This window comes from Rheinheimera aquimaris (assembly GCF_020531985.1).
GTDB lineage: Bacteria > Pseudomonadota > Gammaproteobacteria > Enterobacterales > Alteromonadaceae > Alishewanella > Alishewanella aquimaris.
Genome location: NZ_JAJAVQ010000002.1, coordinates 787,186 through 808,239, shown reverse-complemented (window position 1 = coordinate 808,239; position 21,054 = coordinate 787,186). Strand labels below are relative to the sequence as shown.

At 50.7% G+C, this 21,054-nt stretch carries 17 protein-coding genes; 9 read left to right on the top strand and 8 right to left on the bottom strand.

Features of this window, described 5'->3' with window-relative positions:
• The first annotated feature begins 13 nt into the window (after positions 1–13).
• The 4 genes from LHL18_RS08550 to dolP are packed head-to-tail and all read left to right on the top strand — an operon-like array spanning position 14 to position 3,370.
• On the top strand, positions 14–1,840 hold the full coding sequence (locus tag LHL18_RS08550; RefSeq protein ID WP_226766614.1) for a penicillin-binding protein activator: 1,827 nt from the start codon (positions 14–16) through the stop codon (positions 1,838–1,840).
• Between the two features lie 7 nt (positions 1,841–1,847).
• Complete coding sequence (locus LHL18_RS08545; RefSeq protein ID WP_134052308.1) at positions 1,848–2,195, top strand: YraN family protein; 348 nt, start codon at positions 1,848–1,850, stop codon at positions 2,193–2,195.
• A gap of 21 nt (positions 2,196–2,216) precedes the next feature.
• Entirely contained in the window at positions 2,217–2,798 is a 582-nt protein-coding gene (locus LHL18_RS08540) for an SIS domain-containing protein (RefSeq protein ID WP_134052310.1), read from the top strand.
• Positions 2,795–3,370: a division/outer membrane stress-associated lipid-binding lipoprotein gene (gene dolP, locus LHL18_RS08535; protein ID WP_134052312.1), complete on the top strand. Its 576-nt coding sequence runs from the start codon at positions 2,795–2,797 to the stop codon at positions 3,368–3,370. The genes LHL18_RS08540 and dolP overlap by 4 nt, the downstream gene beginning before the upstream one ends.
• 71 nt (positions 3,371–3,441) lie before the next feature.
• Here dolP and LHL18_RS08530 read toward each other — a convergent pair whose 3' ends face one another.
• The 3 genes from LHL18_RS08530 to LHL18_RS08520 all read right to left on the bottom strand — a co-directional run bounded on the left by LHL18_RS08530 (position 3,442) and on the right by LHL18_RS08520 (position 5,591).
• Entirely contained in the window at positions 3,442–4,116 is a 675-nt protein-coding gene (locus LHL18_RS08530) for a DUF599 domain-containing protein (protein ID WP_226766613.1), read from the bottom strand.
• Between the two features lie 28 nt (positions 4,117–4,144).
• Complete coding sequence (gene rarD, locus LHL18_RS08525) at positions 4,145–5,059, bottom strand: EamA family transporter RarD (protein WP_226766612.1); 915 nt, start codon at positions 5,057–5,059, stop codon at positions 4,145–4,147.
• Between the two features lie 79 nt (positions 5,060–5,138).
• Positions 5,139–5,591, bottom strand: a complete 453-nt coding sequence (locus LHL18_RS08520; protein ID WP_226766611.1) for a thioesterase family protein — start codon at positions 5,589–5,591, stop codon at positions 5,139–5,141.
• A 147-nt stretch (positions 5,592–5,738) separates the two neighbouring features.
• Between LHL18_RS08520 and recQ the strand changes: the two genes are divergently transcribed.
• Positions 5,739–7,562 carry a DNA helicase RecQ gene (gene recQ, locus LHL18_RS08515; protein WP_226766610.1) on the top strand — a complete coding sequence of 608 codons (1,824 nt, stop codon included), beginning with the start codon at positions 5,739–5,741 and terminating at the stop codon, positions 7,560–7,562.
• On the opposite strand, the gene LHL18_RS08510 is transcribed toward recQ, so the two are convergent.
• Entirely contained in the window at positions 7,532–7,837 is a 306-nt protein-coding gene (locus LHL18_RS08510) for a c-type cytochrome (protein ID WP_134052322.1), read from the bottom strand. The two genes, recQ and LHL18_RS08510, sit on opposite strands and share 31 nt — an antisense overlap.
• A gap of 214 nt (positions 7,838–8,051) precedes the next feature.
• Between LHL18_RS08510 and LHL18_RS08505 the strand changes: the two genes are divergently transcribed.
• Together LHL18_RS08505 and LHL18_RS08500 are read left to right on the top strand one after the other, a co-directional pair.
• Complete coding sequence (locus LHL18_RS08505) at positions 8,052–10,916, top strand: EAL domain-containing protein (RefSeq protein WP_226766608.1); 2,865 nt, start codon at positions 8,052–8,054, stop codon at positions 10,914–10,916.
• Between the two features lie 120 nt (positions 10,917–11,036).
• The gene (locus LHL18_RS08500; RefSeq protein WP_134052326.1) at positions 11,037–11,642 is read left to right on the top strand and encodes a YkgJ family cysteine cluster protein; all 606 of its coding nucleotides are present in this window, start codon (positions 11,037–11,039) and stop codon (positions 11,640–11,642) included.
• Between the two features lie 45 nt (positions 11,643–11,687).
• On the opposite strand, the gene LHL18_RS08495 is transcribed toward LHL18_RS08500, so the two are convergent.
• The 3 genes from LHL18_RS08495 to LHL18_RS08485 are packed head-to-tail and all read right to left on the bottom strand — an operon-like array spanning position 11,688 to position 15,969.
• Entirely contained in the window at positions 11,688–12,710 is a 1,023-nt protein-coding gene (locus LHL18_RS08495; RefSeq protein WP_226766606.1) for a zinc-binding alcohol dehydrogenase family protein, read from the bottom strand.
• A 27-nt stretch (positions 12,711–12,737) separates the two neighbouring features.
• Positions 12,738–14,108, bottom strand: coding sequence for a sigma-54-dependent transcriptional regulator (locus LHL18_RS08490; protein WP_226766604.1), 1,371 nt, complete (start codon positions 14,106–14,108; stop codon positions 12,738–12,740).
• Positions 14,101–15,969, bottom strand: coding sequence for an ATP-binding protein (locus LHL18_RS08485; protein WP_226766602.1), 1,869 nt, complete (start codon positions 15,967–15,969; stop codon positions 14,101–14,103). Before LHL18_RS08485 ends, LHL18_RS08490 begins: the two co-directional genes overlap by 8 nt.
• A 277-nt stretch (positions 15,970–16,246) precedes the next feature.
• Between LHL18_RS08485 and LHL18_RS08480 the strand changes: the two genes are divergently transcribed.
• Together LHL18_RS08480 and cydB are read left to right on the top strand one after the other, a co-directional pair.
• On the top strand, positions 16,247–17,653 hold the full coding sequence (locus LHL18_RS08480; RefSeq protein ID WP_226766600.1) for a cytochrome ubiquinol oxidase subunit I: 1,407 nt from the start codon (positions 16,247–16,249) through the stop codon (positions 17,651–17,653).
• The gene (cydB, locus tag LHL18_RS08475; RefSeq protein WP_134052335.1) at positions 17,653–18,696 is read left to right on the top strand and encodes a cytochrome d ubiquinol oxidase subunit II; all 1,044 of its coding nucleotides are present in this window, start codon (positions 17,653–17,655) and stop codon (positions 18,694–18,696) included. Before LHL18_RS08480 ends, cydB begins: the two co-directional genes overlap by 1 nt.
• Before the next feature lie 121 nt (positions 18,697–18,817).
• Here cydB and LHL18_RS08470 read toward each other — a convergent pair whose 3' ends face one another.
• Positions 18,818–20,929, bottom strand: coding sequence for a GGDEF/EAL domain-containing response regulator (locus tag LHL18_RS08470; RefSeq protein ID WP_226766599.1), 2,112 nt, complete (start codon positions 20,927–20,929; stop codon positions 18,818–18,820).
• Positions 20,930–21,054 lie beyond the last annotated feature (125 nt).

Below are 21,054 nucleotides of genomic sequence, written 5' to 3'. Positions count from 1 at the left end.
GGTACTGTGCATTGTGACTTCCAGCAAATTTAAGCCCGCGTTATTTCTCTGCCTCAGTGGTATTCTGGCCGGTTGTGCGCAAGGCCCGGCAACAGCCCCGCGGTCTTCTATCGATACGCCTGCGGTAAGCAAAACGGACGACCAGCCATATTCTGCCCGTGAACTGTACCAACTGGCCCGCAATTATCAGGCTGAGCCGCAGCATTACCACTTGCTAAAAGCCGCCAGACAGGCGCTGGCAGAAGAAGATTACCTGCTGGCGTTGGCAATCACTGAAAGTCTGAAACAAAGCCCCTATCCGCTGGTCAGACGCCAGAATATGCTGCCAAGGCTAAAAGCCTATCTTGCCACACAGCAACAACACAGTCTGATGCAGCTGTTAGACAAGATTGAACTTGAACAGATAGCTGAGTCGGATCGTGCTGAATTTCTGTGGCTTGCCGGCCAGCATCAAAGCCAGCAACAACGCTACTTAGCTGCCTGCCGCAACTTGTTATTGTTGGAGCAGCAGGACGGCGCTTTACAAAACTTTCCACAATATCCGGACCAGTTATGGCAAAACCTGTCAGCGCTGAGCGACAGTCAGCTGGAAGGTTTACGTACAGGAGCAGATTACAACACGGCTGGCTGGCTGAATCTGGCGCAGCTAAGCCGGCGTTATATTGGTCAGCCTGAGGCTTTACAACAAGCTTTCGCTGACTGGCAGCGCCGCTATCCTACGCTGCCGGCACTATCTCAGCTGCCTGATGCTGTGCGCCAGTTAATCAACCTGACACCTTACCAGCCCAAACGTATTGCGGTGTTACTGCCGCTGCAAGGCCAGTTCCGGCCACATGCGCAGGCCATTCAGTATGGCATTCTGGCAGCGGCAAGTAGTAAACAGGCAACATCACTGGTATTTATCGACAGCCAGCAGTCACCAGAAGCCATGCAGCAACAGGTTGAGCAGGCTCAGGCCGAGTTTGTTATTGGGCCACTGTTAAAAGATCAGGTAGACAGCGTTAGCAAAGTCGATAACTGGCCATGGCCAACGCTGTTTTTAAACAGTAAAGACAACAATATTACCAAGGCTGAGCAATTCTACTTTGCGCTGAGCATGGAAGACGAAGCCAGTCAGATGGCTCAGCTGTTTGCCCAGAAAAATTACCGCCGCCCGGTTGTGATAAGTTCTGCCAACAATGTCAGCGTACGCATGCAGCAGCACTTTGCCGCCGAGTGGCACAAGCTTGGCAATGACGCACCGGAAATGCATCAGTTCAATAGCAAGGAAGAGCTGGAAACCCTGATTAACAGCCTGCTGGAAACCGACCGCAGTCGCGACAGGGTAAAGCAAATCAGTGCGCTGCTGCCGCAAAAGCTGGAAGCCGACCCGCACAGCCGGCTTGATATCGATGCCATTTACCTGATTGCTGATCCGGTACAAACCCGGCTGTTTAAGCCTTTTGTCGACGTTTCAGTCAGCCAGACAGCCCCCAGGCTGCCGGTTTATGCCAGCTCGCGCAGCCACAGCACCAGCCTGGATAGCACCGATCTGCGCGATTTAAACGGTTTAACCTTTACCGAAATGCCATGGATGCTGGCAGAGCAAGGCAGCGTTGAACTACGTCAGCAGTATCAGCAATTATTTGCTGATCAGGACGAAACGCTGCAGCGTCTGTTTGCAATGGGGTATGATGCCTATCAGCTGGTGGGCAGCCTGCGCCAGCAACAGCAGTTGCCCGCTACCGTGTTTCCGGGGCTAACCGGGCAGTTAAGGCTGACCCCGGGTGGCAGCATAGTGCGTCAGCTAAGCTGGGCCAGCTATCGCAACAACCGGTTGAGACCGGTTCAGGAACCCTAAAGCCGGCATGAATAACCTTGGGCAGCAGTATGAACAACTGGCACTGCAATATCTGCAGCGTCAGGGGCTGCGGCTGATACAACAAAACTTTCAGTGCAAGGCCGGTGAAATTGATCTGGTGATGCAAGATGGCACCTGTTTGGTGTTTGTCGAAGTTAAATACCGGGCCAACAGTGCATTTGGTGGCGCTGCAGCCGCAGTAACCTTTAGCAAGCAGCAGAAGCTGCTACGTACCAGCCGCTGGTATCTGCAGCAGCACCGGCTGACCGAACAAGCCTGCCGGCTTGATGTTCTGGCCATTGAAGGCCAGCCACCCTATCAGTACCAATGGATAAAAAATGCCATTACCCAGTAGAACAACCCGCAGGACAGTCTGATGCAAGAGCATATCCGTCAGCTTTTTAGTGAAAATATCCAAACCATGATCGCGGCAGGCGAGAGTCTGGCGTCGCCACTGGAAAATGCCGCCTTTGTTATTGTCAATAACCTGGTCAGTGGCGGCAAAGTCATCTGTTGTGGCAATGGCGCCACCGACGCGTTGGCGCAGCACTTCTCACAATTGTTACTTGACCAGTTTGAAACAGAGCGCCCGTGCTTACCGGCAGTCGCGTTGCAAAGCCATAATCACAGCCTGCAACACAGCCATCAACAGGATTATCTGGCCAGGCAGATTAAGGCGCTGGGCCAAAGCAATGACGTTTTACTGGTGATCTCATTAACTGGCAGCGAACCTGAGCTGATTAAAGCGGTCGAAGCAGCACTGACCAACGATATGAAAATTATTGCCCTGACCGTTGATGGCAGTGGTGAGCTGTCGGGCTTGCTGAATCAGCAGGATGTTGAGCTGAAAGTGCCCGCGCACCGCCAGTCACGTATTTTCGAGTGCTACACCTTTTTACTGCACAGTTTGTGCGAACTGATTGATATGACATTATTTCCACAACAGGAAGACTTATGAACACAGTAAAATTTATTTGCGCCTGCACACTGCTGGCACTGTTGCAAGGCTGCGCCGCAGCAGTGGTTGCTGGCGGCGCTACGGCGGTGACCGCTGCGAACGACCGCCGCACACTGGGTGCCCAGATTGACGACAAAAACGTCGTGTTAAAAGCGCAACGCGCGCTGGCTGATCATCCAGCAACAGCAGAGGGTAGTAATATTAATGTCACCAGCTATAACGGCGTACTATTGCTGACCGGCCAGACCGCCAGCGAGCAAATCCGCCAGCAGGCTCAGGCATTAGTCAGCGGTATTGATGGTGTGCGTGATGTGCAAAACCAGATCCGGCTGGGTAACAACACCGCCATGACCACCCGCACCCGTGACGGCTGGATATCTACCAAAGTGAAAAGTCAGTTGCTGGCCGATGAGCAAGTTAGCGGCCTGAATATCAAAGTGATCACAGAAAACGCTGAAGTGTTTTTAATGGGCATCGTCAGCGAACAGGAAGCCGCTAAGGCAGTTGACATAACCCGCCATGTTGAAGGCGTATCGCGGGTGATTAAAGCCTTTGAGATCCGCAGCAACTAACTGAGCAAGGCGTTACTGACTACAACAACGCAGCCGCTTAACACTGGCTGCGGTTTTCTTTGCAGTTATTATCAGCACTCCTGTAGGGCTTTCAGCACTTTAGAGTGAAATTCGCGCTGCTTCATTACCAGCATCACGACAACCGCGGCCACCATAAATAAAATCGGATCGATAAACCACGCCAACGCTGATAACGAAAAATAGATTGAACGCAAACCATAATTGAACGAGTGGCCGGCCTGATCTATCACCTTGGATGCGCGGTTTGCATACAGTTGCTGCTCTTCGGTGGCCATGTCACGCCCGTCAGGCGCAGCGCCGATTAATACCCCGCAAAAACCATACTGGCGTAGCGACCAGGTGAACTGAAAAAAGGCGAACACAAACACAAACGCCAGCAACAGTAATTTTATCTGCACCAGGCCTTCGGTATAGGTTGCCCACGGCACCAGATTGGATAACATCAGGCTGAGCTTTTCGGATGAGGTCATCGCGGTCAGTAAGCCTGCCAGTATCAACAGGGTGCTGGATGCAAAAAACGTTACATTACGCTCAAGCGTAGAAATAAGCCCGACATCGGCCATTTTGTTGTCGCGCTGCAACATGCGCTGCATCCAGTCATTACGCTTGCGTCTGAGTTCAAATGATAAGCAACTGACCACCTTGGCCCTTTGCTTGGCAAACAGCGTATAGCCTACCCAGAGGCTGAAAAACCAGATCACTGCAATTAAATCAATTAAGCTCACCGTCACTTCCTTCTGTTTCCGCGACCCACTACCCGCTTCTGGCCAGCGCCTGACGCCGGCTGAAACGATTGAACTGCCAGGCATCCAGCGTGTAGAAAAACAGCGCCAGCCAGATCAGCGCAAATGTCAGCAAACGCTCTGACGCGAAAGGTTCGTGGTATAACCAAACGCCAAATACAAACATACAGCTTGGGCCAATGTACTGAAAGAACCCCATGGTAGATAACTGTAATCGCCGTGCGCCTGCAATAAAACACAATAGTGGTACTGTGGTTACCAGGCCAGCCGCGACCAGATAAACATTTAACTGCCAGCTGTTATGTAATAAATTTGCTGCGCTACTGTCAGCATGCTGACTCCAGAACCATAATGCCAGCGGCAGTAGCAGTAAAGACTCCAGAAATAAGCCACTGATGGCATCAACAGCCAACTTCTTGCGCATCAGGCCATAAATGGCAAAAGAGCCCGCCAGAGTCAGCGCTATCCAGGGTAAAGAGCCAAAAGTGATCAGCTGGATAAGCACACCGCTTAGCGCAAGAGCAACGGCAGCCCATTGCAATTTGCGCAGGCGTTCATTTAAAAACAGCATGCCAAGCAGGACATTCAGCAGGGGGTTTATGTAGTAACCCAGGCTGGCATCCAGCATATGGTTACTATTCACCGCCCAGATAAACAGCCCCCAGTTACCACCGAGTAGCAAAGCGCAAAGCAGCAGCCAGGCCAGCATTTTAGGCTGCCTGACCACCGCCATCAGTTTTGCTGACTGCTTTAAGGCCAGGATCAGGAGCAACAGCAATACGAAAGACCAGACAATACGGTGCAGCAGTATTTCTGTCGCCGGAATAAAATCGATCTGTTTAAAATACAACGGGGCCAAGCCCCACAGGCTATAGGCGCTGGCAGCAAAAATACCACCGAGTTTTTGTTCGCGGCTTAATGACATCGGGCAGGCTCCGGTAAACGAGAAGCCATTATACGCTTGATGCTATTAACTGTGCAGCGCACTTAACGGTAAAAAAGTGTCAGCCAACTAAATAAGTGCCGGTGCCCAGCGCAATGTGCATGCCTTGCTCGTTGTGTAGCTCCATCCTGCATACTGCCACTTTGTTGCCTGCCCTGATAACACGGGCGGTAGCAATAAACCGCTCTCCCCGCCCCGGACGTAAATAGTCGGTGCGGATATCTATGGTACTCATTTTACCAAGCCGCTCGGCAAGCTCTGCCGGTGCAACATCCGCTAAGCGTCCCAGCGCGCTGGACACTGCCATTATGCCACCTGCAACATCTAGTACAGAGGCAATCACGCCGCCGTGCAGAATTTTTTGCAGCGGATTACCTATCAGTTGCTCAGACCAGTCAAAGCACACTTCGACCCCTTCTTCTGCGAAACGGGTCACTTTTAATCCGAGCAGACGGTTAAACGGCATTTGGTCAAAAGCCTGGGTAATCATTGGTAGTAACGGGCTGTTATGCATGGAATTCTCACTGGTAAGACCTTTAGTCGGACTGCTTCAGTCTACCGCACGCTTCGTCACAGGCAAGTATTTACGCCAATTTGTTGTTTCTGTACCTTGCGTTTCCCTTTAGAATGGCGGCTTATTTTTTCTGACAACTGGTTTTACGTGACAGACGATTTACTGCCCCTGCTAAAACAAGCCTTCGGTTATAGTGAGTTTCGCGATGGCCAGCCTGAGATCATCCGCGTTGCGCTGCAGGGACAGGACAGCTTTGTATTAATGCCGACAGGGGGTGGTAAATCATTATGTTACCAGTTACCTGCACTGATGCTGCCTCAGGTAACCATTGTAGTTTCGCCGCTAATGTCGCTGATGAAAGATCAGGTTGACTCACTGCAGGCAAACGGTATCGCCGCCGAATTTGTCAATAGCAGCCAAAGCCGTGAGCAGGTGCTGCAGGTATTTGCCAGATTACGACGCGGCGAGCTCAAATTACTGTATGTAGCACCAGAGCGCCTGTTGCAACCTCAGTTTCTTGAACGGCTGCAAGATGTTGGCGTCAGTCTGTTTGCGATTGACGAAGCCCATTGTATCTCGCAGTGGGGGCATGATTTCCGGCCCGACTACATGGCGCTGGCACTGTTGAAGCAACGTTTTCCCCATGTACCTGTTATGGCGCTTACCGCTACAGCCGACAGCGCAACCCGGCAGGACATTGTACAGCAGCTTAATTTGCAGCAACCTTACATTTACCAGGGCAGCTTTGACCGGCCCAATATCCGCTATACCGTGCAGGAAAAGTTCCGCCCGCTAGAGCAACTTGTCAGCTACCTGCAGCAGCAGGAAGGTGCCAGCGGCATTATTTACTGCGGTTCAAGACGCAAAGTGGATGAGCTGACAGAGCAGCTAAAACAACGTGGTTTTAATGCGGCAGCTTATCACGCTGGCATGAGCAGTGATGAGCGCGGTGCGGTACAGGACGCTTTTAAACGCGATGATTACCAGTTCATCGTGGCAACCGTGGCCTTTGGCATGGGTGTCAATAAATCCAACATCCGCTTTGTCGTGCACTTTGAGCTACCGCGCACCATAGAAGCTTACTATCAGGAAACCGGCAGAGCCGGCCGTGATGGCGTTGCCGCAGAAGCGTTGCTGCTGTTTGACCCGGCTGATATCGGCAGGATGAAACGCCTGCTTGATGCAGAAGAAGATATGCAACGGGCCGAAGTAACCTGGCAGCGCTTTCTGGCGATGGCGGCCTTTGCTGAGGCCCAGACATGCCGGCGGCTGGTGCTGCTGAATTACTTCGGTGAGCCCCGCCAAACCCCCTGCGGTAACTGTGATACCTGCCTGCAGCCACCACAGCAGTTTAATGGCACAGAACTGGCGCAAAAAGCCTTGTCCTGTGTTTATCGGGTAGGCCAGAGTTTTGGTATGCACCATGTAATAGAGGTATTGCGTGGCGGCCTGAGCCAGAAAATTACTGAGCTTAAGCACGACAAACTATCAACCTGGGGCATTGGCAAAGAGTTAAGTCACGATTACTGGCTCAGCATACTGCGCCAGCTTATTCACTGCGGTCTACTGCAGCAGGACATTACCGCGCATTCAGTACTAAAGTTGCAGCCAGCGGCCCGGGCAGTACTACGTGGTGAAAATACTCTGTCACTCGCGGTACCACGGTTACAGAGTGTCAAACGTGAACCGGAGCGGTTGACTAAGCAACAGTACGACCGGGCATTGTTTGCAAGGCTAAAAGCCCTGCGCAAGCACATTGCCCAGCGCGATGACGTACCGCCATTTGTCGTGTTCAGTGACGCCAGCCTGATAGAGATGAGTCAGCAGTTACCGACAGACAACCGCAGCCTGCTGGCGATCTCCGGTGTCGGCCAGACCAAGCTGGCACGCTACGGCGCAGATTTTATTGCAGAAATAAGTGATTATCTGGCGGCGGATAATCAGCCACCAGCCGGTAAGCTGGCAAAATAGGCGGCGATATTCTCCACGTCGGTATCGGTCAGGCCGGCGGCCATTGGCGACATAATGGGGTTCTTCCGTTCACCATCCCGGTACGCTTTAATAGCACTTTGCAGATATTTGACTTTCTGGCCTGCCAGATTCGGGTAGTCAGGAATAACAGAAATACCATTGGCACCATGACAGGCTGCGCATACAGCGGCTTTAGCTTTGCCGGCATCTACATCTGCAGCAGTTGCTGCGCCAGACAGCAACAGCACACTTAATCCCAGTATCAGACTTTTCATATCAACTCCCCGTAAAATGTAGTGTGTTATAAATGTCGTTTATTCTAGTTATACCCTAAGTTACTGATCCCGCATACAGGATAAATACCCTACCGCTTATTTGCAGCCGACAGTGAAAATGAGCAGTTTTTTCTACTGACACCTTAACGGGCTGTATGTTACTGTTTAGCCAGCAATTCATTAACAATTCAATGTGTTTCAGGGAGTATAGCGCGTGAGAGTAGCCAAGCATGGAGTTTTACTGCTGTTATGGTTGCTCAGTTGCAATGTGTTTGCTTTTCATGCGCAGGTAAACCATCTGGCGGATAAGCCATTCGGGCGCCAGTCTCTGCATCAGGTTTATTTTCAGGTAATTCCCGCTGACAAGACGATAGACGACCTGCTGGCCGACCCACTGTATCACCACAGCTTTCAGATATTGACACCTGCTCAGCGCCTGTTGTTCAGCGAACATCAGGCAGTATGGTTATTTGCGCGATTAAAGAACAGCGGCAACAGACCATTGCACACTGTGCTGGAGTATGAGTTTCCGCTGGCCGATAAAATTGAAATTTATCAGGTAGACCGTGAACATCAGGATGTCAGGCTGTTAAGCCGTACCGGCAATGACTATCCGTTCAGTGAGCGCGCCCTGCCTTATCGCAGCTTTGCTGCCGCCATCACACTGGCGCCGGATGAAGAAGCAGACATCTTCTTCAAAATTCAGGATGCAGCAGTAATACCCAGCGAGCTCCGGTTATGGCAGGCAGACCACTTCAGCGCAGCGAAACAGCGCCAGGCCATGGTTGATGGCTTGCTACAAGGTTTTTTGCTGTTGCTTGCACTGTACAACCTGATACTGCTGGCACAAACCGGAGCACGGCACTATCTGTATTTCGCCGGTTTTTTTGTCAGCTTTGCGCTGACAATTGCAGTACTTAACGGCATGGCGTTTGCGCTGTTGTGGCCCGGCTACCCGGAGATCAATCAGGCTATTTTATATATAGTGGTTGGGGTTAACCTGCTGTGCCTGAACCTTTTTGTACGTTATGCGGTGCAGACGCTGTCTGGCAGCTGGTGGCACCTGAGCAACCATATCAGTAATTTTGTTGCGCTGTTGCTATTGTTTAGTCCGCTGTTTGCCGGCGGCCAGCTCAGGCTGTATCTGCTGTTTTTTGCGATATGCTGGGTGCTTGGCAGCAACCTGCTGCTGGCATTTCGTTTAAGCTTACAGGGGCATCCACAAGCGCGAAGTTTTGTTTGGGCCTGCGTCTTTATTATTATATGTGCGCTGTTGCTGACGCTGAGCCAGGCGGGTTATCTACACGCCGATTTTAACTGGTCATATATCCTGTTCTCTCTGGTCTTGCTGTGTCTGGCACTGACCAGCTTTAACCTGCACAAATTTCAGTTAAAACCTGTGGCATCATCAGCCACACTGGCTGAGCTGCAGAACTATCACGATATTTTCCACAATGCGGTTGAAGGCATGTTCATCACGACAATTGATGGTCGCCTGCTCAGTGCAAACAGTGCCTTGCTGCATATTCTCGGCTATCAGAACGAAGAACAATTAAAGCAGGCCATAGCAGGCGATGGTATGGCACGCTTTTACGCCGACCCCGGCCAGTATCAACACGTGCTGCAACAGTTAGAAATGGGCAGTCGCAAGCGCTTTGAAATACACGGCTTACGCGCTGATAACAGCCCTTTCTGGGCACTGATGTCTGTGTGCCTGACACAGTCTGAGCAGGACAGAAAAGCCTTTATTCACGGTTCTGTGATTGATATTACCGAGCAAAAACTGGTGCACGAACAGCTGGCGTATCTGGCAAATCATGATGCCCTGACTGCGCTGTACAACCGCTATTATTTTGAGCAGCAGTTACAAAGCCTGTGCGAACAGCCCGGGGTTGGCAAAGGCTGTGTGCTCTATATCGATGTAGACAAATTCCGCCTGATTAACAGCAATTACAGCCACAGTGCAGCAGATGCGCTGCTAAAACAACTGAGCGAAGTGCTGAAACAGGCCGCTCATCACAATGGCCCGTTGGCACGGCTCGACAGCGATGAATTTGGTATTTTACTGGCAGGTAAAAATGCTAACGAAGCGTTTTCGCTGGCTTACCGCCTGCTGGATGCTGTACGTGAATTCCGCTTTATCTGGCAGGATAGTATTCACAGCATCAGTGTTTGTATCGGTATTGCAGAGATCCAACCAACAGATAGCTCCGCAGAAATCATTCTGAAAAAGGCAGAAACTGCCTGCAATATCGCCAAAGACAAAGGCGAAAACCGCATACAGTTATTTGACAGCACCGATCAGGATACACAGCGACACCAGGCAGAAGTCAGCTGGGTAACGCAACTGCGCCAGGCAATACAGGAAGACCGTTTTGTCATTTATCAGCAACCGATACAGGCATTGACGCAACCAGCAGCGGGCTTACATTACGAGCTGTTACTGCGCCTGCAAGACGATACCGATAATCTGACGCCTCCGGCCAGCTTTATCGCCTCTGCCGAGAGATATGGCCTGATGCCACAAATTGACCGCTGGGTGATCCGGCATTATTTCCGCTGGTTGCAACAACACAGCGCTCATCTGGATAACCTGCAACTGTGCCATATTAATTTGTCTGGCAGCTCTTTGCTTGACCCGGTATTTATGCAGGATGTGCAGCAAATGTTTGAACACTTCGCCATTCCGTTTAACCGTATCTGTTTCGAGATAAGTGAAAGTGTGGCACTGGTGAATCTGCAAAGCACGCTGGCATTTATTGAGCATTTTCGCAGCCGGGGCTGCCTGATTGCGCTGGATGATTTTGGCAGTGGCTTTTCATCATATAGCTATCTGAAACAGTTTCCGGCCGACTTTATTAAAATTGATGGCCACTTTGTCCGCGATCTGCTTGATGATCACTATGACAAAGCAATAGTGAAGTCGATACACGAAGTCGCCCGGGCGATGGGCTTGCAGTCTATTGCCAAGTTTGCCGAGAGCAATGATATTTTGCTGGCGTTGAAGATGGTCGGTATCGACTATGCCCAGGGCTATGCCATAGCCCGGCCCTCTCCGCTGGCAAATATGATGGATTAAAAATATATTTTCACTGCCCTATTGCTGACAGATTAATCAACTCAGTAAAATGCCACAGCGGCATCTCGCCGTTTCTAAACAGGCAAACCTAAATTAATAGTTATTTCGTTCGGAGTCTTTATGCAACGGCTGCGTGAGTTATCGCGTCGTGTTGAGGCTGTGTATGGCGAAATAGCGGAAACATTTTCAGCTTACCAACAACAGTACGGCCTGAATTGCCGTTCTGGATGCGGTGAATGCTGTTTGCAACCGACGATAGAAGCAACGGTGCTGGAAATGATCCCGCTGGCGTTACACTTGTTCGATCAAGGTAAAGCGGAACAAACACTGACACAACTCGAAGAGTTAACAGAGCCCCAGGGCTGTTTTTTTTACCAGAAGCTGTCATTTGACGGCAAACAGGGCCAGTGCAGCGTTTACCAGCAGCGGCCAAGTATCTGCCGGCTGTTCGGTGCGGCAGGCTATCGTGACAAACAGGGAAAAACGTCGCTATCGGTATGTAAGGTGATAAAAGCAGACCGGCCACAACCTTATCAGGACACGCTGATCGCGATGCAATCTGACCCGCCGCCGATGATGATCATGGCGAAAGAGCAGGTAAATGAGTTGGACTATGAACTGGGCAAACAACATCTGCCCATTAATGAAGCATTAAAACAGGCATTAGAAAAAGTATTGTTTAAAGCCTGGTACAGCGGCTTTAACGACGATCAGCAAATCGCCTGATGTATCTTCCCAGCCACCGTCGAAGGTGGCTGGATAGTCAGCCTATTATTTCCAGCCTGCCAGCACAACTTTACCAATAGCTTTGCCGCTTTCCAGTAACTGATGCGCTTTGCGCAGGTTCGCTGCATTGATTGTACCAGCTACCTGATTCAGTGTGGTTTTAACCTGCCCCTGCTGCACCAGCCGGCTCAGATCCGTTAATAACTGATGTTGAGCAATCATATCCGGCGTAGCAAACATGGCGCGGGTGAACATAAACTCCCAATGCAAAGAGATACTTTTTTGCTTCAGCGGCATAATATCAATGCCACCTGTCGGGTCATCAATAAGCGCCAGTTTGCCTTGTGGCGCCAGTAACTGCACCAGCTCTGCATAATGCTGATCAGTGTGCGTTAAACTGGCAACATGGCTCACGCAATCCAAATCCAGCTCTTTTAACTGAGCGGTTAAAGACTGGCTGTGATCCAACACATAATGGGCACCCAGATCGGTGACCCACTGCTTGGATTCTGGCCTTGATGCCGTAGCGATAATGGTTGCTGTTGTTAGCTGCCTGGCCAGTTGAATTAACACTGAGCCAACACCACCTGCCGCACCGGTGATGAGTAATACCGGGCGCGGATGCTTTAAACTGGGTTGCTGAATTTCCAGCCGGTCAAACAGCAACTCCCATGCGGTAATGGCGGTTAGCGGTAACGCCGCCGCTTCTGCGTAACTCAGGCATTCTGGCATCAGCGCAACAATCCGCTCGTCGACCAGCTGATACTCGCTGTTACTGCCCGGACGCGTCAGTGAACCGGCATAAAATACTTTATCACCCGGTTTAAACTGGCTGACATCTTCACCCACTGCCACCACTTCGCCCGCGGCATCCCAACCTAATACTTTATACTGACCGGCTTCAGGCTCTACCCGCAGGCGCACCTTAGTGTCTACCGGATTGACCGAAACCGCCTCTACCCGCACTAAGATATCCCGTCCACTGGCAACTGGCTGGGGTAACTCAATATCCTGCAATGCTTTGTCATCTGTTGCTGGCAACGACTGCTGATAACCTACTGCTTTCATTGGTGTCTCCCTGATTTTTCGCCCACCTTATACGGCAAGCTGATAGCGGTCAATTTTCTTAAGTAAGCCCTGCCGCGATAACCCCAGCAAACGCGCCGCCTTGCTTTTATTGCCACTGCTTTGCTGCATAGCCTGTTTAATTAATCTGATTTCAAGCGCCTGTACTGCTTCATCCAGTAGCAGGCTGTCTCCCTGCTGCGGCTGTAGGTTCTGCAGTTGCGCGGCTGACGCGTCCGGATGCAACAGACTGATATCGGCCATACTGATCACGCCGTCCTGCGCCACAGCAGCCACGCTTTCCAGCGTATTTTTCAGCTCGCGGATATTGCCAGGCCAGTCCCGCTGCAAAAACCAGCTCAATGCCATACTGTCCAACCGCACAGCCTGACCATGTTGTTTTGACAGCTGCTCCAGAAAAAACTGTAACAACAACGGAATATCCTGGCTGCGCTCACTTAATGCCTGGGTTTCAAGCGTAATACCCTTAATACGGTAATACAAATCTTCGCGAAACAAACCTTTCTTAACCAAATCAGGTAAATTTGCATTAGTCGCCGAAATCAGTCTGATATCAATTTTATGCTGCTCACGGCCCCCAACCGGGAAATAGGTGCCTTCCTGTAACACCCGTAGCAACTTGACCTGCATCGGCAGAGGCATCTCGCCAATTTCATCCAAAAACAAAGTGCCGCTATCAGCCAGTTTCAATAATCCCGGCCTGTCTTTATCTGCACCGGTAAAAGCACCTTTAACATAGCCAAACAACTCACTTTCCAGCAGGTCGGCCGGTATAGCGCCGCAGTGCACTGACACAAAAGGTTTATCAGAGCGCTGACTAAGTTCATGTAACGCTCGGGATATCACCTCTTTGCCGGTGCCGGACGGTCCGGTAACCAACACCCTGACATCGGTTGGTGCTATACGCTGGATCAGAGTACGCATTGCATCCATTGCCGCAGACACACCAATCAGCCGTCCGGTGCCACCCGCACTGACCCGTTGCTTTAACTGTTTTAGTTCATTGTCAAGCTGATGTTTATTCAGAGCACGCTTAATCACTACCGCCAGCAAATCCGGGTCGACCGGCTTAGCAATAAAATCCCAGGCGCCACGGGCTATCGCATCAAGCGCTAACTGCCGCTCTGCATGGCCGGTTAGAATGATTACCGGCCGGCTGGTAAAATCAGCCAACGCCTCTAAAGTGTGCTGCGGGTCAAACTGGGGCGGCAATGACAAATCAAGCAAAATCAAATCAGCATCAAAGCTAGCAAGCTTGCTGCGGGCATTGCTCAGATCGGCTGCGGTTTCTACCTGATACCCGCTCTGATTCAGCCAGCTTTGTGCCAGCTGGCGAAAAGCCGGTTCATCATCTACCAGCAGGATCTTGCCATTACTCATTTTCTGTACCCTGTTGTTGATTAAAAAACTGCAGTACAAAACTCACAGGCCAGCCTAAATCAGACCTGTGTTGTACCTTTGCACCATGAGCCTGCATAATGCGCCGCACTATCGCAAGCCCGAGACCACTGCCTCCGGCGCGTTTACTGACAAAAGGCTGAAACAGGCCTGGCAGTTGTGCGGTGGGAATAGCCGGGCCGTTGTTATGCACAAACAGTTGCACCTTATTTTGCCCGACCTTTGCACAAAGCTTTATTTTTGCATCGCTCTGATTGCGGCAAAATGCCAGAGCGTTGTCGAGCAAGTTGACGAAAACCTGCTGCAAGCGGTAACTGTCGGCCCATAGCAATAGCTCATCAGGAACATCGAGCTGGCATTCAACTCCCTGCCAGTCTTGCTGGCTCATCACGCTTTGCAGCATGGCTTTTACCGGCACCAGGCTGCACTGCAGTTGCAACTGACCAGCGTAGCTTAGCAAGTCGGCGATTAGGCGGTCTGCCCGTTTTAGCTGCTGCTGAATATGCTGACGCGTATCCGGCAGAGTTGTAGCTGCTGCCATAGAAATGATATTCAGCGGGTTACGTAGTTCATGCGCCATGGCTGCAGATAAAGCACCAAGTTCAACCAGATGTTGCTGATCCAGCCTTTTACGTTCAGCCTCTGCCAGTTTCAGGGATTGCTCGAGAATACGGCAGTTACTCAGCAATAAAGCAGCAAACACCTCGCCCTGTAGCCGATAGCCGGGTGTAACATCGTCCCAGCCGGTCAGTTGATAAAGCCAGCCCTGCTCAGTGCGTAAACACTGAATATGCAGGTCGCTGCCCTGCTGACCGGCCTCAGGCAAGCGCACCGTAACTTTCTGTCTCAGCTGGGCAGACAGTAAAGCAGCGGCCAGCTCCGCCAGCGCCTGCCAGCTATCACATTGCTGCAGCTGTGAGCGCCAATGCGCAAGCAAAGGCTCACTTAACTGGCCTCCGGGATAAATCAGGCGACGAGCTAATGCTGCTATAGGCCGGTAACACGCAGCCGACAATAACAGCAATAACGCAGAATACAGCCAGAGCTGACTGGCTGGCACAGCAGCAAGTGCCTGCATGCCAAGCTGACCCAGCAAGGCGCTAACCAAAGCCATCAGCGCCAGTACCAGTAACAGCATGCCGAGCCACAGTAGCGCTTTATTGGCGAACGCATTAATCGCCAGTACCTGATAGCGCACCACGCCATAAACCAAAAACAGCAGATAGCTTGGCAACAACAGCATCGGATAGGGATACCAGTTAAGGCCCAAAGACGGAAACACAAAACTGGTTGCCAGCAACAGGCCCCAGCCACCGGCAAGGAACATTGCAACGATAGAGCGGCGTTTATTGCCGCTGTGAATGCGCCAGCCATGCCAAAGTACCGCATGCGCGGCTACACCGAGCAATACAGTATAAAACAGGTTTAACCAGCCGATACCGGCAAAAATAAAGAATGCATCAAAACCTGCCGTTGCAGTAATTGCACCGCCGGCGCCAAACCAGCTGGTCACAATTACCAGCAGGCTGATGCCATACAGCGCCGGTAGCAGACGACGCCAGCGCGGTCGTATTTCAGCAGTTGGCGAGACAAACTGCAGTGCAAAGTGCAGAAAAAACATTGGCATCAGCGGGTTTGCTAACACCAGTACCACACCCACCGAATGCCAGTGTTGCACTATAGCAATGTGCCCGGCACACCACAGCGCCATCATCGCAGCGAACCCGGCCAATGCGGGCATCGCCCGCTGGCGCTGCCCCTGCAGTAACAGCCAGCCGGCTAACAATACCGCGCAGCCGCTGGTCAGCATCATGCTGATTTCAAATACAAGCGTTAAAGACACTGTAAACCTCGTTTACGGAACCGTATCACCAAAAGTGTAAACTCCGTTTACAACAAGAGCAATCTAAATAAAATTCTCTATAAAATTCAATAATTAAAACTTATTTATAAAATAGTGGTCAGTATCTTGCTGTAGCTTAACTGTCTGTAGTAATTGATACGGGAACTCAAGATGAATAGTAGTTTGCTGGTGACTGAAATGTTAGCTCTGTTACTGATGGTCAGCGTTGCGCTGATACCCGCAGTGTTTGCCACTCTCCGGCGTAAGGATAACTGATATGGAACTGGATGCTGCGCTGTTATCCCGCTTACAGTTTGCTTTTACTATCAGTTTCCATATTATTTTTCCGTCTATTACCATAGGCTTAGCAACGCTTATTGCGATATGGGAAGGGCTATGGCTAAAAACGGCCAATCCGGTTTATCTGCAACTGGCCAAATTCTGGATTAAACCTTTCGCCATTACCTTTGGGATGGGGGTGGTCTCTGGCATAGTGTTGTCATACGAGTTCGGTACTAATTTCTCCGAGTTTTCGCGTATTACCGGGGCGGTTCTCGGCCCCTTAATGGCATATGAAGTGCTGACGGCGTTTTTTCTCGAAGCCGGCTTTCTTGGCATTATGCTATTCGGCTGGCAGCGGGTTGGGCCTAAGCTACACTTCCTCTCCACTGTAGTGGTGGCAGTAGGAACCTGGATTTCTGCATTTTGGATTATTGCGGCTAACTCCTGGATGCAAACGCCGGCCGGACACCGCATTGTGGACGGCATATTTCAGGTAGACAGCTGGTGGCAGGTGATTTTTAACCCTTCAATGCCATACCGCTTCAGCCATATGCTGCTGGCAGCATTTATCACCGCGACCTTTGTCGTGCTGGCGACCAGTGCCTGGCAACTGCGTCACAGTGAACACAAAGCCATGGCACGTAAAGGGTTGTCAATGACACTATGGCTGGCGTTGCTGCTGACGCCGCTACAAGCCTTTGTCGGTGACCTGCACGGCCTGAATGTCAAACAGCACCAGCCGGTAAAACTGGCGGCAATGGAAGGGATCTGGCCCGAGCGCGAAGCCGGTGTGCCACTGCTGTTGTTTGCTGTGCCGGATAAAGTTGCGGAAAAAAATCACTTTGAACTGGCCATCCCTAAACTGGCCAGTCTGATCCTGACCCATGACGCCGACGGTGAGCTGGCTGGCTTAAAGTCTGTACCGGCAGCAGACAGGCCTAATGTGCCGGTGGTGTTCTTTTCGTTCCGTGTGATGGTAGGTATTGGTGTGTTGATGATCCTGGTCGCGCTATTTGGTGCCTACCTGCGCTGGCGTGGCACCTTGTATCACAGCCGCTGGTTTCTGACGTTCTGCAGCTATCTGGCCCCCAGCGGCATTATTGCTGTGCTTGCCGGTTGGTATGTGGTTGAAGTTGGCCGCCAGCCCTGGATTGTCTATGGCTTGCTACGCACTGTGGATGTTGTGACACCTCTGCCCGCTGAACGCGTGCTGTTCTCGCTGACATTGTTCGTGCTGACTTACAGCCTGCTGTTCGGTGTTTATCTGTATTTTATGCGTAAGCTCATCCGCAAGGGGCCGCCGCCACTAGAGCAGTTGCATCAACAACTGATAGGCGTCAAAGCATCAGGTTATGCTGTCGCGTTGGCCAAACAACTTACCCCGGCACAGGAGCAAAAATAATGGAATTGCAACTGGGTTTACCACTGTTTTATTTTCTGCTGCTTGGCTTTGCCATCTTAATGTATGTATTGCTGGACGGTTTTGATCTGGGAATGGGCATTTTGTATCCCTGGTTCAATACCGATGCCGAGCATGATCATTTAATGCGATCTATCTCCCATGTCTGGGATGGTAATGAAACCTGGCTGGTATTTGGCGGGGTAATTTTGTTTGGTGCCTTCCCATTGGCGTATGCCAGTATTGCCAGCTTGTTGTACCTGCCAATTATGTTGATGCTGATTGGCCTCATTTTCCGCGGCGTAGCCTTTGAATACCGTTTCAAATCACATACCTCTAAGGTCTGGTGGAACCGTGCTTTCGCGGCAGGGTCCAGCCTGGCAGCCTTTTGCCAGGGGTTAATGCTGGGCGTGATTGTACAAGGTGTTGATGGCAGTAGCCTGACCCAGTCCAGTCTGCAATGGCTGACGCCGTTTAGCCTATTCACTGCTCTGGCGGTTATGGCAGGCTACGCCTTACTGGCATGCACTTATCTGACCATGAAAAGTCGCGGTGCCATACAGCAAAAAGCGGCCCGTTACGGTCAGAGACTGCTGATTTTTGTCATGCTGGCAATGTTGCTGGTGAGTCTGTGGACACTTTATCAGCAACCGGATATCCGCAGCCGTTGGTTTGGTGGGGTTTATAGTCTGGCATTGATGGTGTTACCACTGTTGGCGGTATTGGCTGCGCGTTTGCTGTTTCGCGATTTGGCCCGGGTACAGCGCCAATTCGGCGCCGAGCAGGCTATCAATAACCGCCATGAAAGCCGGCCATTCTGGCTGTCAGCAAGTTTATTCCTGCTGGCGTTTGCTGGCCTGGTGGTTGGGCTATACCCGTACTTGTTGCCTCAGCAGCTTAGCTTTTATGCTGCGGCTGCACCAGACAGCAGCCTGGGCTTTATGTTACCCGGTGTTATGATTTTCCTGCCGTTAATCCTGGCGTATACGCTGTGGGGTTATCATATCTTCCGCGGCAAGATAGAAGATTATGAGGAGGGCTACTAATGGCTGAAACTAAAAAAGCCAGTCAATTGCTGTGGTTTGTGGCTCTGTATCTGGGTGGTATTTCGGCCCTGACAGTCTTAGCCGGTATGTTAAAAGCTGCCATGAGCCTGCTGTAACAGCGTCAGTGTTTCCCAACCTGTAAGTACTGAATAAACTGTTCTGGCGGCAAGGGCTTACTGTAATAGTAGCCCTGGCCGTACAGACAGCCTAACTCCTGCAGGCTCGCCTGATGCGCAGCGGTTTCTATGCCTTCGGCAATCAACTCTATGTTCATCGACTGTCCAAGCGAGATTATCGTTTTGACAATTTCATAATCGCTTTTGTCCTGTAGCATGTCTTTGACAAAAGACATGTCTATTTTCAGCACATCGACCTTAAAACGCTTTAAGTAAGACAAACTGGAATAGCCGGTGCCAAAATCATCTATCGCGATACGAATGCCCAAAGCGCGGAATTTTTTCAGGATCTCCGCAGTGCGCTCAGGGTCCTGGATCAGCGCAGTTTCTGTTACTTCCAGTTCTAATAAATCCGGTGATAGCTGACATTCCATCAGTAACTGCTCAATCAGCCCCATCAGCCCGGGGTCCGTGAACTGGGCCGCAGCAATATTTACCGACACGGGTAAGATACTGCCTGCATTTTTCCAAAGGGCTGCCTGTTGGCAGGATTTTATCAACACGACTTTACCAAGCGGTACAATCAGGCCAGTCTCCTCCGCTAACGGAATAAACTCAGCAGGCGATATGATGTTGCCATCTTCAGAGCGGATACGAACCAATGCTTCGGCGCCAACTACATTCCCGCTACCCAGCGCAACTTTAGGCTGAAAATAAACCTCAAGCCTATTGTGCTCTATTGCGCTGCGTAAATGCTGTTCCTGCTGGTGACGCTGCAGCATACGTTGGCCAAGCTCTTCAGAGAAAAAACAGTACCGGTTGCGGCCTTCCTGTTTAGCTTTAAACAGTGCGACGTCGGCGTGGCGCATCAGCTCTTCTTCACTTGCTGAATCGGTCGGAAACAGGCTAATACCCATGCTGAGCGACATATTGTACTTTTTACCCTCAATATCAAAAGGTTGACGCATTACGCGTAAAATGTTCTGCGCCAGAATACTGATCTGCTCTATATGCGCTATATCAGGATAAATCAGCACAAATTCGTCGCCACCAATGCGCGCCAGGGTAAGTTCGGGTTCCAGTACTGTCTGCAATCGTTTCGTCAACATCAGCAGCAGTGCATCACCAAGCTGATGACCTAACGAGTCATTCAGATACTTGAACTGATCAATATCAAGCAGAATGATACCAACCTGGCGATCAATCATCGCAGCAAGGCGACACGCCTGATGAATGCGATCATTGAGCAAAACTCGGTTTGGCAAGCCAGTCAGCTGATCATGATTGGCCAGAAAGCTCATTTTGGTCGCCAGGGCTCTGGCTTGCCCGACGTCATGAAACACGATAATGGCGCCAAGCATATCGCCATTAATATCAAAAATAGGTGCGGCAGAATCTTCCACCGGTATAGCTTCAGCAGAATTGCGATTGACTAACTCGCAATTCAGCGCCATTGCTACGATGCGTTTTTCTGACAATGCCAGCATTATCGGGTTGGTGCTGGCCTGCTTACTGTCTGCATCCCGCAATTGCATTACGTCAGTGATATGTTTGCCTGCCGCTTCCGATGCCCGCCAACCGGCCATCCGCTCAGCAATCGGGTTCATAAAGGTGATACAACCATCAACATCTGTCGCGATCACCGCATCACCGATAGAATTCAATGTCACCTGCAGTTGCTGCTTTTCGGCATATATTTGCTGCTGGCTGAGTTTTAATGCTCTGGCTTGTTGTTGCAGTATTAAATGGTTATGCACCCGTAAGCGGCATATTTCACGGTTGAATGGCCGAGCGATAAAGTCTACCGCACCGTAAGAGAGTGAATTGAATTCAAACTCAGCCTCTGTCAGGGCTGAAATAAAAATAACAGAAATATCGCAGGTCAAAGGGCTGTTTTTTAACTGCTGACAGACCTCAAAACCATTAAGTTGTGGCATCTCGATGTCCAGCAAAATGACATCCGGCTGTAACTCCAAGGCTTTATCGTATGCCTGTGTACTGTCTACAACAAAATAGATATCTCCCAGGTCACTCAGAATGTCACTGAGCAACGCTATATTGCCTGCTTGGTCATCAACTATCAAAATCACTTGCCGTCCAGCGTCGTTTACTGCCATATATTTGCATCCTGCATACTTACCGATTTTGGTTATAGTGCAGGCGTAGCAGAAAAACTATACGAAAATTAAATAAATCGCTGACGAAGTATGATAAAAATGCCAATAATGGCTTAACTGTTAAT

Bases quoted from the DNA above. Each gene is read 5' to 3' on its own strand.
- LHL18_RS08545 (WP_134052308.1), top strand. From the start codon at position 1,848: ATGAATAACCTTGGGCAGCAGTATGAACAACTGGCACTGCAATATCTG.
- LHL18_RS08540 (WP_134052310.1), top strand. From the start codon at position 2,217: ATGCAAGAGCATATCCGTCAGCTTTTTAGTGAAAATATCCAAACCATG.
- dolP (WP_134052312.1), top strand. From the start codon at position 2,795: ATGAACACAGTAAAATTTATTTGCGCCTGCACACTGCTGGCACTGTTG.
- rarD (WP_226766612.1), bottom strand. From the start codon at position 5,059: ATGTCATTAAGCCGCGAACAAAAACTCGGTGGTATTTTTGCTGCCAGC.
- LHL18_RS08520 (WP_226766611.1), bottom strand. From the start codon at position 5,591: ATGCATAACAGCCCGTTACTACCAATGATTACCCAGGCTTTTGACCAA.
- LHL18_RS08510 (WP_134052322.1), bottom strand. From the start codon at position 7,837: ATGAAAAGTCTGATACTGGGATTAAGTGTGCTGTTGCTGTCTGGCGCA.
- LHL18_RS08500 (WP_134052326.1), top strand. From the start codon at position 11,037: ATGCAACGGCTGCGTGAGTTATCGCGTCGTGTTGAGGCTGTGTATGGC.
- LHL18_RS08495 (WP_226766606.1), bottom strand. From the start codon at position 12,710: ATGAAAGCAGTAGGTTATCAGCAGTCGTTGCCAGCAACAGATGACAAA.
- LHL18_RS08490 (WP_226766604.1), bottom strand. From the start codon at position 14,108: ATGAGTAATGGCAAGATCCTGCTGGTAGATGATGAACCGGCTTTTCGC.
- LHL18_RS08480 (WP_226766600.1), top strand. From the start codon at position 16,247: ATGGAACTGGATGCTGCGCTGTTATCCCGCTTACAGTTTGCTTTTACT.
- cydB (WP_134052335.1), top strand. From the start codon at position 17,653: ATGGAATTGCAACTGGGTTTACCACTGTTTTATTTTCTGCTGCTTGGC.
- LHL18_RS08470 (WP_226766599.1), bottom strand. From the start codon at position 20,929: ATGGCAGTAAACGACGCTGGACGGCAAGTGATTTTGATAGTTGATGAC.